We start from the raw sequence: 14,821 nt of genomic DNA, 5'->3' as shown, positions 1-14,821 counted from the left end.
TCATCAAAGTGGGTGCAGTAGGCCTTCTCAAGACAATACCGTGATACAAGTCGTTAAATATTTAGGAGTAGTCTGAAAAATGAAAAGCGAACGGATATTAGGGAGAGCACCTCAGCCGAAACCCTCTTCTTATTTGCAGTAAGGGGTGCCCTTCGAGGATCAGATTTAGGTCAACCTTGAACAGCTGCACTTTAGCCTTGCTGCCCACAGGACGGCAAAATACCGGGACTTCCAGCCAAAAGTTTTCACGCACGTAGTCCCTTCATAGGCGGTGCGATACTCACGACGTTTCCTAATGAAGCGCATGTAACTTTGATGCACATCTATATGGCACTGTCTGAAAAATTGGTTCAGCTAACCACGAACCAATCACCTACTCCCTCAAAGTCCTCCGTCAATCACTCCGTACGCTCACTGCCACAAACCCGCCACCCAGCAAGCGAACCAATTGCAATTGGCATCACGCTTGCACTCATCCCCCCATCGTAGATCGCTGACTCCCTCACCCCGGTATCCGTTTTTTGGCTAGCTGCTAAGTAGCATCCAAGATCCCGGCGTCACCAAAAACCGATGTGGCTCCGGAAAATGGTTGCCAGCAAGGGACACCTTGCCCCCCCCGAATCACGATTCCAGTACGACAAGAAATGCCAACACGTGCGGATACGGGAAATTGATCGCGGCGTTACCGATGATGTAGTGCTCGCGTGTAACCCGAGGCAGCGCGAGGTCGACCAATGGTTGAGCCAGCCCGGGGACGAGGCTAACGCGGGTCTCGGAAAACTCGGTCTATGAACATCAATCGATGAACAGTTGCGTTCATTTCGGGAACACTGAGCCAGTAATCTCGGCCTCATGAGCTGCCTATGAACATCTGACATCACCCACAAAAACCATATGCCATGAAGTCGAAGTGATTCGTCTCATTGCACTTTGCCAAAAGCACGCTATACAGAACCTGCATCCGTTTTTCTTTATTTGCCACTCACGATTTGCCACTCACGGACGAGTGCTCTTTTCCAGCATTAGGAGCAAAGAATCGGCAAGCACCAAGGAAGGTGAAATGATGCTGTTTACAACGGGTATTTCCGGCGGAGCGTTTGCCGACTTTTTTTTGCAGAATCCTGAGTTCGATCTCCGAAAACATGACTTTTTCAAAAAAACTCCTAGGTCCCAGGCACTACTCTCCAGTTTGTCTGCGGGTGACATAGAGTCCCTGAAAACCTATCAACGCTTGCAGCAGGTCACCGATGATCCGCATCTCGCTGATCGCCTGGTAAAAGCCGGGCTGGTTTCAGCGCATCATATCGCTCAACAGTCGGAGGATGAGTTTGTCGAGAAACAGGCAACTCGCCTCGACATCGACCCCGCACCGGCTCGCCTGCTCCACCGCGCCGCCGTTCAAGCAAAGTTACGCGCCCAACTGACAGCCTTTGCGTTGAAGGGATCGGCGGGGTCTGCGTTTTACCGTGCGGGAGTGATGAATACTGCCAATACTGATCTTACCGAGTTGATTGAGGCGATCCCGAGTTATCAGGATTTTTTCGGATCGCTGGACTACTGCAGTTGCGATCCTGACCAATCAATCTTCAGTCCTTCGGCCTACATGGTCGACATGCTCCGCATCGTTTATCAGTACATAGACAACACGACCTACAATGCTGGGATCCCAAGTGGTTGGCACTTGAGTGAACGGCGCCCGGATATTGAGAATATTCCTCTGACCCCGGAGATGACCCGCCAGCTTGTTCCCTATCTGCAAGTCATCAACGAAGTGCTGGAAGCATCCATTGCGGCTTCTACCGATTGGAATGACGTATTCAGGGCCTTGACCGAACAGCCCTACCCGTTTGTATTGCCTTTCATTCTGCCTCTGGTCCAGACCCGGATTTACTGTGCAGCCCTTGGCCCTTCTTTACTCAACATCTACCAAACGTTCCAGGCGCGAGCTTCAACCCCCGCGGCGTCCGAACTCCCCGGGCCGCTAGCCATAGGCCGTGAGGCCCTTGGCTTGAGTCCCACGACCACGCAGATAGTCACAACCACGCTGACTACTGCGGAGACGATTGGCCCTTACTATGGCATCGGTGACGGACGTTTACTCAAGAGGGTACTAAGCGGGACAGTTAGCGTCGCCAAAGGCGTAAACACGGTTACCGGTGATGGCACGGACTTCACCAACCAGGTGAAAGTGGGTGACTTCGTCCAGCTGGGGCCTCAACGCGCCCAGGTGCTCAGTGTCGATAGCGCGACTCGACTCACCACTGTCCAGCTCTGGAGTATTGATGCCGCCGCATCGATCATGACGGATAGCCCTTCCACCGATCTCGGCCTTTCTCTGGTTTTCACTCAGCGCACCGGTCTCGACTTTGAGCAACTGCAAGCGTTGCTGAACCAACAGCTGTCTGCGCAAGAGCGGGCTGCCGGGCTGGGCACCTCGTTGTTCATAAACAAGGGGCTCATGGCGGATAAGTGTCTTTCTGTCACGGTTGATCGTTCCGATTCGTCAATGCCTGTTTCCCGTATTGCCAATCTCGATCTGGCCGCTCTGGATAGACTCAATCGATTTATACGCCTGGCCAATGCAAGCGCACTCCCCTACGCCGATCTGGACTGGTTGATCCAGACCCTGGGACAAGGGAGTATCGACTCCGATGCGGTTTCCGCTGTTGGTAGAACCGTGGCCTTGGCACAGCGCCTGAATTGCTCTGTGGAGGAAACTCTCGGCCTGTTTCAACCGCTCAAGACGATAGGTGTCGACGATCCTGGTCGGCCCCTCGACATGTTTGACCAACTGTTCAATAGCTCATCAATACTCGGCTCTACGGCAGGTGCCCTGCCACCGTTCTCAGCCAAAGGAACTGTCTCGGTACAGGGCACCACAGTGACCGGCACCAACACGGCCTTCAAGCAACAAATCGAAGTGGGTATGCGGGTACGAGTCGCAGGAGAACTCAAAGTTGTCGCCACGGTTGCCAGTGATGTGGCGCTGACGGTGACAAGCGCATTCGCCCAGGCGACTCAACACGCGGCAATGGTGGTGATCCCGACGGCCAATACCCCTTCCGACGCACTCCCTGTTTACCACCCGATATATACGGGCAACATCCTCTATCAGGATATCGTCGCCGAGTGGGCTCCCGATGAGTCCACTGCTCCGAACTCGCAATTGGCGGAGCTGCGCAGCCGGCTTCGTGCAGGCCTGAATGTTGTCGACGATGATCTGACCGCAATTGGACAACGGGTTCTGGCATCGCTGAAGCAGTCAGGCGCCTTGCAGCAGAATGCAACACAGATCCCCCTCAGCGTGCCAAACCTGTCAGTACTCTATAGCTATGCGAAATTTGCGCGGCAGACCAAATTGACGGTCGGCGAGTATCTGATCCTGCTTGATCTGCTCGAGATCCCCGTGGTCGCCGATCTTGATGGCGCTATTGCCGTGGCGGACTGGGCAAGCTGGCTGAAAGAGTCGCACCTGAATGTCTACGCGCTGGATTATTCGCTGCGCGGCACCGTCAGCAAGCACTTCACGCCCATGTTCACCGTGGCGGCGTTGCCCGATATTCTTGCTGCGCTTTGGCAGACGGCACAGGACTGGCTGGTGCTTGGGACAGGTTTCATCAGTCAGGACATCACTGCCGAACAGTCACAGGTTTTCTTCGACCTGCTCTGCACACCACAGGCAGGCTTTCTCAGCGTGCATGGTGCCGTTCTCGAAAAGGCCGTGGACTTTACCAGTGTTGCTTTTGTCGATCCTCTTGATGTGTCGTCCTTCGTCTCCGTGCTGATTGACCCGCAGCAGTCCAAGGAGGCGTTCGACGAACTGGTCAGCCACAAAGTGCTGAGCAGCACAGGGGTGTTAACCGCAAGTTTTACCGCTGAAACCGATTTGTCATTTCTATTTGCCTCGCAGTCAGATCGTCAACCGATGATTGCCCAGGTACAGGCGAGGTTGCTGTTGGCCAAAGGCCGGATTGAGCATGTGGTCGCCGTGTTGCTGACCTATGGCGGTGCTCCCGACATCAATCACCCCAACCGTGGCGTACAGCGCTTTCAGCTGTCAGAGCAACTGGGCGTTGCGCTGGGGTCGGACACCGGCACGTTGCTGGCCCTTGGCCCGGATATCGCTGAGACGGTCGGCCTGCCTGACTATGTCGCTGCGTTCCTGCAGCCACCGGTAGGTCACCCAGGGCAGTGGGCCCCCCCCTCGATGGCGATACGTGACTTCATGGTGCTGATGGCCCGAATCGTTACGCTGAATCAGCAGTTGGGGTTCAACGCCAGTGACATAACCTTTGTGATCGACTGTCCTGCGCCCTTTGGGGTCGCCGCGTTGAATGCACTGACCTTGGACAATGTGCGGGCCATGTGGAATTACAAGCGCTTGCGCGAGGGCTGGGACGATACCAAAGAGCGCTTGTCCGAGTTTTTTTTCCTGCCTGCCGGGCAAGAGTGTCTGACCGACAAGAAAACCGAGGTCCTGTCAACCCTGAGCGGTTGGCCAGTGAGCCAGATCTGCCGATTGCGCTCGGCGCTATATGGTACCTCCGCGGACTACAACACCGTGCAGGGGCTTGTCGCAATGAAAGCCTGCTTCGACACGGCCACAGGTCTTGGGCTGGATATCGACGGAACCCTCTCGCTGGCACGGCTCAATGTCCAGCCGGCACAGGTTGATACTTCCACCTGGGCTGAGTACTCCGCGGCATCGACGGCGACGATTGGATCGCTAAAGGCGCGTTACGGTAACCAGCGTTGGGAGACCGTCTACCGTCCCATCGAGAACGCGGTGAATGAAGCCAAGCGTGATGTGCTGACGCCCTACGCGATTTATACGCTGAACCGCAAATTTGCCACCATCAGCAATGTTGACGAGCTCTATGCCTACCTGTTGATCGATACCCAAATGAGCGGATGCGCCGACATCTCCTACATCAAGCAAGCCCTTCTCTCGGTTCAGCTCTATATGCAACGCGCCCGAATGATGCTGGAGCCCGGTATTTCAAAACTGAGCATCCCGGAAACCTGGTGGAGCTGGATCGGGTCATACCCGTTGTGGGAGGCTAATCGCAAGGTTTTCCTCTACCCAGAGAACTACCTTGAGCCGCAGTTGCGCCTGGACAAAACCCCGCAGTTCCAGAACATTCAGGATAACCTCACTGCTAACGACATCACCCCGACAACGGTCAACGATGCCTATGTCGACTATTTCGAAACCTTTGAATCACTCGCCCAACTGAAGCCGGTCGGCTCTTACTATGGCATTGCACCGGATCCCTCTTCCCAGGGGGCGCTGACACCCATGCTGTACCTGTTGTCGCGCACGGCAACCGAGCCCTACACCTACTACCTGCAACGGCGGATTGATACCACTGGCTGGACCGCCTTCGATAAAATCGACTTGCTCATTCCCTCACCGATCGTTGCTCCGCTATACGCCTATGACCGACTGTTTCTGTTCTGGGTAGAACAGGACACGACTTCGGCCTCAATGGTCCAGGGAGGGAACGCGAACAACTCTGCCGACACCGGGGCAACACTGAAATACAGCTTCATCAATTTCAGCGGCAAGTGGACCAGCCCACAAACCCTTGACCACTTTGTCATCAATTTCGACCCCATGCAGGGAGGTTACAGCACACCGCAGATCAACCCGGCCGACTTCCACGTCAATCGCCCGGAATGGAGAACGGTGACGCCCATGTTGATCAAGGGTAAAAACGGTGTGCAGGACAGCATCATCGTCAACTATGGCTGGTTCTACGACCTGCCGGGCAGCGAACCCGTCCCGCCGAAGGCCCCTGATCCAACGGTCATCACCAATCCCGATGCCATGGCCTTGGCCCAGACGCTGTATAACTCCAGCAAGTACGCGGTGGCCGCCTCGAATCAAGGGGTGCGTGGTGCCACCTATGCCAACCAGTCGCGCCTGCTGCTGAGTGGACTTGATGTCTCTCCGACCTATCCGGTTCTCGGCGCCTATGACCTCGACTTCACAGCACCCAAACCTTACCTGCCACAGATTCCTCGAACGGTCGTCGCCTCCAATCAAGTGCCGTTGATGCGAATTACCGACTTCGACAACATCTTCCTGATCAATGCGGTCGGCCAGGGGGCCACCGATACCTGGGTGCCTTCAAATACCGTGGAGGTCTTGTTCAATGTCAGCGACCGGGCCGGTTTCACCAATCCGGTTATCAACCAACCACTATGGTTTCTGTGGGACAACGGAGACGAGTCGTTTCTCCTGCGCTCGACGGAGCCAGGCATCAAACGACTGGAGGAATATGTTTCAGTCCTCGCGGGCAGCGAAGTAAACCAGACAAAATTGGTCTCCGGGCACTACACCGATACCCCAACCCCCTTCAAGAGCATTGTCTGGTCTGTCGAACGGCTATCGACAGGTGCTATCGCTCGTCTGAGCCAGGCACTGTTTTCGGGGGGAGTACCCAAGCTGCTCTCGCCGTCCACCCAGGTCGAGCCCGCTACCCCGACGCTTCCATTCAGCCGGTTCTACAGTCAGGGGGGGCCCTCCCCCAGCATTAAGCCACCCCCGCTGCTTGATGGTGACGCCATTGACTACAAAGGGCCGTATGGCCTGTACTTCTGGGAAGTCTACTTCTATGGCCCCTGGATGATTGCCAGCCAATTGCAGGCCAACCAGCGTTTCGCCGAGGCCCGACAATGGTTTGAGTACATCTTCAACCCAACCATACCGGTCGGTTCAGATCCGACAGTGAAGGATCAGAACGATCGGTTCTGGCAACTGGTCGCCTTTCGCGGCCTATCGGTCGAGCACCTGAAAGATATCCTGACCGATCCATTGCAAATCCAGGCTTACAACAATCACCCTTTCGAGCCTCACGTCATCGCTCGCCTTCGTGGAACGGCCTACCCAAAAGCGATTGTCATGCGGTATGTCGGCCTGCTGCTGGACTGGGGCGATTTCGAGTACACCAAGGATACCTGGGAGTCGGTCAACCAGGCGACGTTGCTCTACATCGTCGCTCGTGAATTGCTGGGACCACGTCCAGTCGACGTCGGGAGCTGCGCGACTGAAGTACCGGCGACGTTCAAAGATATACAAACGAAGTACGGTACGGATATCCCGCAGTTTTTGATCGATATGGAAAACGTCTCGAGGCTCGCCGAAACGGCCGCCATGCCACTGGACAGCAGCGATCGTTACGTACCGTTCAATGATCTGGACTCCTATTTCTGTGTGCCTGAAAACAGTGACCTGATGAAATATTGGGACATGGTGGAACAACGCCTGTTCAAGATCCGTCATTGCATGAACATTCATGGCGTTGTGCGCCAACTGGCACTGTTCGAACCGCCAATCGACCCCATGGCGCTGGTTCGGGCCGCCGCCGCGGGGGCAGGTTCCAAGGTGGTTGATCAGTTGCAGGCAGGCGCCCCGCCCTATCGATTTACGACCATTTTCCGCATGGCCAAGGACTTCACCCAGCAGTTCAGCCAGATCGGCACCCTGCTGCTGGGCGCATTGGAGAAGAACGATGCTGAAGCACTTGCACGCCTGAGCGCTGGGCAACAGATCCAGATACTTAATCTCACTACCAAGTCGATGGACTTGCAGATTGCCGAGGCGAAAGAGCGCATCGCCGGGCTGCAGATCAGCAATCAAGCCGTTACTGCGCGGCAGGATTTCTACCAGGCATTGATCGATGAGGGACTGATCCCGGCCGAGCGACTGCAAGTGGCCATGGTTATTCTGTCAAATGTCCTGAGTACCACCAGTACGGTCATGAATGGTTTGTCATCAGGCGCGTTCCTGATACCCAATGCGGGCTCACCTTTTGCCATGACCTATGGTGGACGAGAGATAGGTAACAGTCTGAAAGCGGCGGCCTCAATCTTTGAAGTGATGGCACAGATCACCAAGGGGGTCGGTGATGTCAGCCAGATGGTCTCCGGCTTCGAACGACGCGAACAGGAATGGCAACAGGCACTGACTCAAGCCAAGTACGATGTTCAGGTGCTCGACAGTCAAATAGTCGCCTCCAACTTGCAACTGCAAACTCTGCAACAGCAGTTGGCGACTCATCGCCAAACCTTGGCTAATGCCGCGGAAGTGGATGACTTCTTGCGCAAGAAATTCACCAATGTCGAGCTGTATCAATGGATGGTTGCGCGTTTGAGCACCGTCTACGGGCAGGCTTACCGGATGGCCCTGGAGTTGGCGGTTTCAGCGCAACAGGCTTACCAGTTCGAGATCAATGCAATTGATCGGTTCATTACGTTCGACTACTGGGACGGGCTGCATAAAGGGTTGCTGGCCGGTGAACAGCTGATGATCAGCCTGAGCCAGATGGAGGCAGCTTATTATCGCAACAACACCCGCAGTTTCGAGATCGAAAAAACCATCTCCTTGCTGGCTCTGGACCCCGAAGCGTTTGTCCGCTTTCAAAATACCGGCGTGTGCGATGTTCTGCTCAGCGAGTACTTGTTTGACCTCGACTATCCAGGTCACTACGCCAGGCAGGTCAAGTCGATCTCCATCACTATTCCGGCGATCCTGGGGCCGAATCAGAACATCAAGGCCACGCTCACCCAGACCGGCAGCCAGATTCTGATCAAGCCCGATATCGACGGGATCGATTACTTGTTGGGCCTCAGCTCTCAGACCCCAGATACCAGTGTGCTCCGGGCAAACTGGAGGGCCAGCCAGAAGGTGGCTCTGTCAAGCGGTATTGATGATGCCGGTATGTTCCAGCTTGATCTCAACGATGAGCGCTACTTGCCATTCGAAGGCACAGGCGCCATAAGCGCATACCGACTGGAGATGCCCAAAGAGAATAACCGACTCGACTACGCCAGCCTGACTGATGTAGTGATCAGGCTGCGCTACACCGCGCTGGACGGTGGCACACCGTTTGCCAACGAAGTGCGCAGCAAGATCAATAACATTCCTTATCGTGCTCAGCGCGCCTTCAACCTTGGCGCTAACTTCCCCACTCAATGGTTCGGTTTTGCGCACCCACCCAGCGATGCCGTGCAACAAACCTTTTCCGTAGTCATGGCCCGTGGATGGTTCCCGGCCAATCTGGGCCTCAACCAAGTGGTAGAGATCGACGCCATGCTGCAATTGGCCGATGGCATCTCGTTGGGAGGCAATCTTGTAGCGTCCTTGGAAATAGGTTCCGGCGCCAACGTTAATAAGGTTCCTCTCACCTTCAATGCAGCCAATGGTGTTGCGATGGCCACTGGCCTTGGCATCACCGGTTGGGTCGATCAGCCCTGGTCCCTGATCGTCACCAAAAGCGGTGTGCCATCCGGCATCGCCGCCCCCGATACAGGGTGGATTGCCCCGACCAAGTTGATTTCTATCGGCCTTCTGGTGAGCTACACCGCCAATCGACCGTAGATAACACCCTGGCGTTCATTACAAGGAGAAACACCATGACGGATATGTGCAGTGCCCAACACTGTAGCGGTGTGTCGGCGCAAATCAATAACACGTGTAAAGCAAATGGATGGCCAGTTAACCATCTTGTCCTGGTCTGCGACTCAACGGGGGCATGCTGTAATTGCACCTGTTCCTGCCTGGCCTTCGATACCCCGGTACGTCAGTCGGCCACGCAGACTAAATCCATTCAGACCTTTGTGGTCGGTGATCCGGTGCTGGCGTACGACCCCAATGGTCAGTCTCAAGTGCGTGACGTTGCCTTTTCCAACGGGACGACTGTGACCAGTGTCCAACCGGAAATGGCCTATGTTTCATTCCTTGTTGGCAAAGAAGAGATCACCGTCACCGTCACAATGAATCACACCTTTCTGGGAGCGGACCGCAAACTGATCCAGGCGCAGATGCTACGGCCTGGCTATCAGGTGCTGTTGGCCAACGGCACGCCCACCGAGGTCACCAGGCTGGAAGTCAAAAGCTACACGGGCGGAGTGTGGAATATCTCGACCTCCATCGGGCAGCCTATCAATCTGGATGGGCACCTGATCGACACGGATGGCATTCTGTCTGGCGACTTTTCCGTGCAGTTGTTCTACGACGAATTGGCTGACCAAGGCTTGGCGGTTCAGCGTGGTACCGAGCCCGCCGTGACGACCCAAGCCCATGACGCAGCAGTCAATGCCCACGCTGCGAGCATCAAGGGTGTGACTCTTTCGGCGCGCCCGAAACAGGCTCTGGCTACGTTCCTGGCTTCTGCCAGCAAAAGCGCCGCCACCTCATTGCGCAGCGCAGGCGCAGGTGTTGGTGGAATTACCTTGCAGGGCGACCATGGGTTTACCCTGGAGATCCCGCCACAGGCCATAAACCAGGGTTTCCTGACCCAGATTCAAGCTGAGGAAGCGCAACACTCCCAACAGGCTTATTCGGTACGTGACCCGCAACGAGCCGGCTATTGTTTGTGGTTGTTCAAACTCTTCCAGGCCATCTACCCGAACATCCACTTCATCCTGGATGCGTCAAGTCGCGAGGCCAACGCTTTTTCGCTGCAACTCGATAAAAAAGAGTATGTCCTGGTGCAAGGTGGCCTGGTACGTGCCGAAGCATTGCAGTGGCAAGGACTGGCGTTGGTACTGGGGTATCTGGTGAGCCGTTTCTCGGATTCGCAACCGGTAGGGCCTACAGGCTTGCTGTGCAAATCAGTCGCGGACTACCTGGCACCCTCCGTTCTGCAAAGCGTATTCAACCCGCTTTATCCATCCGTTATCTTTGATGCGATCAACCAGGTAGAGGCATTCTTCGGCTATATCCCGACCAAGGCAGACCATCCTGAAACCGGTTGCCATGCTACGGATCTGGACTGCCGCATTGAAACGTACCGTCGGGCGATTTCTTTTGAACCCTCCCCTCCCTGCGCCGGCGGCCCCCAGCCGGCCACGCTCAAGCTGCTCTATGCCATTCCAGGGGCGGACATAAAGGCGCCAGTGACGCTGACCTTCAGCGACCCGCTGGATCAAGCCGAGGCACAAAAGGTCGCCAACTACTTCCTTCATCCGACGGCCAAGGTGCTCAGCGTGGTTTGCCCCCCAGGCAAACCGAATACCGTCAACCTGACTGCCGACCTGAAACCGGGGGTAACGTACACCGTGACGGTCTCTGACCTGCTCTCCGTGGATGGAAATGCCCTGAATCCTCAGTATGTCCGGGCTGCCTTCCAGTCCCCTTCCTGCTGACGCTGTCGACTCAGAACCAAAGGGGTATCCATCCGGGTGGATACCCCTGGTTAGAGACAGCTCATGTACCTCGGCATAAAGGTGTTCAACATGACAATCAGCGACAATCAAACAATGCCTCCTGACTTTCAGGCGTTTACCAGCCTCGACGATGGCTGTTTACAGACAGGTCGTTATCTCGGCCTGGATGGGCCGGTCAGTAGAGCAGTATTCATCGCCATTATCGATAACCCCACGTACGCCACCACGCTGTTTACCGCACGCACTGCCCCTGCCTTTCGTGACCATCTGCTGGCGCATCCACAACCAGCCCAACGACTCGAAAACAGTGGCGAAACCTACCCGCTCGTCAGCGATGAAAGTTCCCGATCGTCGAGCATCGAGCTGAGTAACAGTGCGCTGCTGACAAAGGCGGCACGCTCTTTCGTCGCCTGGGGACGGGGAGGATTCAAGACCACCGACAACGATCTCTTCGAGCGACGGCTTAGCGCTTGTGAGGCCTGCCCGCATCACACCGCGACACCAGACAAACTGGCCTACCGGGTGGGCGCAGCCCTGACTGGTGACAGCAATCGCAAAATCTGCGAACTCTGTGGTTGTGTCACTGGGAAAAAAGCCCGGTTACGCGATGAGCAATGTCCAGGGGCGCATCCTGATCGTCCCGGCTATAGCCGTTGGGGTGATCCCCTTACGCATGTTCAACACGCTGGAACGATAAAATGATATCTCCCGAAACCGACGCCGCTGAAGACCCTCCTGCAGTGCAAGAGCCGCGAATCAAACCATCGAACGTTGTCCTGCCAAAGGGCGGTGGTGCCATTCAAGGTCTCGGTGAAACGTTTTCAGCCAATGCGTTCACAGGGGCAGCGACGCTGGTGGTTCCAATAGCTCTGACCGCTTGCAAGGGCAGTGCTCCTGCGCTTTCACTGCAGTATCAGTCGGCAGCAGGCAATGGCATCTTCGGATTAGGCTTTAGCGTCGATATCCCGGCGATTGCCTGCCGTACTTCCACCGGGCAACCTCGTTATGACGGTACCGAGACTTATGTTCTGCCTGATGGAACGCCGCTTGTTGAAGATCGTTCGACCCCGTCCCGCGAGCAAGACGGCCACATTATCAAGTGCTATCTACCTTGCCGCGAAGGTGGTTTTGCCCTGATCGAACAATGGATCAACACGCAGACACAAAGCAGCTTCTGGAGAATCATCGACGCGGGCAACACTCAGACTCATTTCGGTCGAACGGCTGACGCACGTATCGCAGACCCTTCACAGCCTGAACACATTTTTTCCTGGTTGATCGAAGATCGAATCACCGCTCATGGCGATGCAACGCTGTACACCTATCAGGCTGAAAATACTGCCAATGTTGCCGCTGCCATTTACGAACAGGGACGCGTGCAGACAGCCAATCGATACCCTGAGCGTATTCTTTACGGGAATGACAAGCCGGTGTTTTCGTTTGATGATCTGGTCACCACCGAATGGCATTTCGAAGCCGTTTTCGATTACGGCCAATACACACTCGATCCACTGCCCCCACAGCCTTACTTTCCTGCAGAGCAAGCGCAATGGGCAGCCCGACAGGATCCATTTTCAACCTACACGGCCGGCTTTGAGATCCGGACTCACCGGTTGTGCCAACACATACTGATGTTTCATCGTTTCAAGGAGCTGGGCGACGAACCGGCGTTGGTCCGGCTGACTCGGTTCACCTACGATCAGAACCCGGTCACCTCGCGGCTGGTCATGGTCGAGGCTATGGGTTGTCAATCGACAGCGCAGGGTTACATCAGCCAAGCCTTACCACCGCTGGAGTTTGGCTACACTCAATTCGCCCCTCACAGTGGTCGCTTCGAGGCGTTGCTTCGGGACGATGAAGTGCCGGTTCCGTCAGTCGGAACCGCGCCTTGGTATCGTTTTGTCGATCTACAAGGGCAAGGACTCCCTGGCATTTTGTTTCAGTCGCAAAGTACCGTGCTGTACATGACCCCACAGGGACCTTGCAAGAGCGTTGAACCGGATGGCGGTAGCGATGAAGTCATTCTCTACACCCCTCCTGTTGCGCCCATGACCCTCCCGAGTCTGGGACTCAAGGGGAGCTCGACGCTGCTGGACATAACCGGTTGCGGTCGTCCGGCGTGGGTCGCCGCCAGTGCTGATGGTTCGCGCTATGCCCAGGCCCTGGCAGACGGCGGATGGGCACCTTTCGAGGTATTACCTGCGGTCCCTCGCGATCTGCTGTCGCCCGACAGCTTGCTGGCTGATCTGACCGGTGACGGTCTGAACGATGTCGTGTACCTGGACGATCAATCGGTGCGTGTCTACCCCTCGCTGGGTGCCCAAGGTTACGGGCCGGTGCTCGTGCGACCACGCGATAGTGACGTACCGCAGGCAACCCAGCAGTCGTCTTCGGTGGTATTGCAGATGACCGACATGTTTGGATCAGGCCGAGAGCATCTGGTGAGAATTGCCAACGGTTCGGTGGAGGTATGGCCCAATCTCGGGTTTGGACGTTTCGGCAGCAGGGTCCAGTTGGGCAACGCTCCGCAGTTCGGTTCGGACTTCTCCATCGAGCGCCTGTTCCTTGCCGATATCGACGGCTCCGGTACGATCGACTTGTTGTATGCCCGCGCCGATCACATCGACCTATACATGAACCACAGCGGCAATGCTTTTGCCGATGCTATTGCGATACCACTGCCAAACACTTGGGGGCCAGCCAGCAAGATCCAGTTCGCCGACGTTCGTGGTAACGGTAGCGGCTCGCTGGTGTTCAGCGATACCCATCTGCCGGGACCGCTAGCCTATGATTTTGGCTGTCGCACCAAACCCTACCTGCTGAATCGGGTAGATAACAACATGGGAGCGTCGACCCATATCGCCTACCAGCCTTCCACTACCTATGCACTGCGTGATCGGCGCAATGGGCGTCCCTGGGTAACCGAACTGCCCTTTCCGGTCCAAGTCGTGGACCGGATAGATGCCATAGACAGCGTCTCGCAGACGAGATTGGTATCAACCTTCAATTATCGTCATGGCTACTACGACCCTATAGAACGCCAGTTCTGTGGCTTTGGACAGGTCGACCATACCGACACGCAAAGCCGGGAAGAGTACCTCGCCAGTAGCGCCAACACCGCAGAAGTCCACACCCCGCCGTCTTTGACCCGCACCTGGTATCACACCGGGGCCTGGATGAACGATGGCAGCCTGTGTGACACGTTTGCGAGCGACTTTTTCGCGGCTGACGCCGCTGCACCCAAGGTTATGCCAGCCCGTTTCCAATGGCAGGGAGAGCCGGGTGCCGAGTCCGTCCGTCAGGCTCATCTGGCGCTCAAGGGCCTTCAGTTACGACAGGAAATCTATGGTCTGGATTCGACGGACGCGCAGAGCACGCCTTACCAGGTTGTGGAAAACAGCTATGACGTACGTCAAATCCAACTGCCAAACGGAAAGCAGCATGCGGTGTTTTTCGCTTATCCACTGCAAACGCTGAGCTTGCATTACGAACGTAATCCGGATGACCCGCGTACGACCCAGGATGTGACCTTGCAGGTCGATGACTACGGCAGTGTGCTGCGCCGCGCTAGCATCGCCTACCCGCGCCGCGCCGACATCGCCACTCGGTTGCCGGAGCAATCGCAACGTTACGTCACATGCAATGT

3 protein-coding genes and 1 pseudogene are annotated in these 14,821 nt (G+C 56.0%); all 4 read left to right on the top strand.

The window, feature by feature from the left end; translation table 11 throughout:
- Positions 1–1,060 precede the first annotated feature (1,060 nt).
- Positions 1,061–9,385, top strand: coding sequence for a Tc toxin subunit A-related protein (locus AC07PQ_RS21270; RefSeq protein ID WP_493186291.1), 8,325 nt, complete (start codon positions 1,061–1,063; stop codon positions 9,383–9,385).
- Positions 9,386–9,420: 35 nt separating this feature from the next.
- Positions 9,421–11,154 (top strand): Ig-like domain-containing domain, encoded by a 1,734-nt coding sequence (locus tag AC07PQ_RS21265; RefSeq protein ID WP_007925594.1) that lies wholly within the window; start codon positions 9,421–9,423, stop codon positions 11,152–11,154.
- A gap of 63 nt (positions 11,155–11,217) precedes the next feature.
- Positions 11,218–11,877 carry a hypothetical protein gene (locus AC07PQ_RS21260; RefSeq protein WP_007925593.1) on the top strand — a complete coding sequence of 220 codons (660 nt, stop codon included), beginning with the start codon at positions 11,218–11,220 and terminating at the stop codon, positions 11,875–11,877.
- Positions 11,874–14,765, top strand: a pseudogene (locus AC07PQ_RS21255) (SpvB/TcaC N-terminal domain-containing protein); the annotation flags it as partial. The gene AC07PQ_RS21260 and the pseudogene AC07PQ_RS21255, both read left to right, overlap by 4 nt.
- Positions 14,766–14,821: the final 56 nt, after the last annotated feature.

It is taken from the genome of Pseudomonas sp. GW821-FHT09E12 (genome assembly GCF_059416085.1).
The sequence above is the reverse complement of the archived record's forward strand: the minus strand, read 5'-3'. Positions and strand labels throughout refer to the sequence as shown.

Bases quoted from the DNA above. Each gene is read 5' to 3' on its own strand.
- AC07PQ_RS21260 (WP_007925593.1), top strand. From the start codon at position 11,218: ATGTACCTCGGCATAAAGGTGTTCAACATGACAATCAGCGACAATCAA.
- AC07PQ_RS21270 (WP_493186291.1), top strand. From the start codon at position 1,061: ATGATGCTGTTTACAACGGGTATTTCCGGCGGAGCGTTTGCCGACTTT.
- AC07PQ_RS21265 (WP_007925594.1), top strand. From the start codon at position 9,421: ATGACGGATATGTGCAGTGCCCAACACTGTAGCGGTGTGTCGGCGCAA.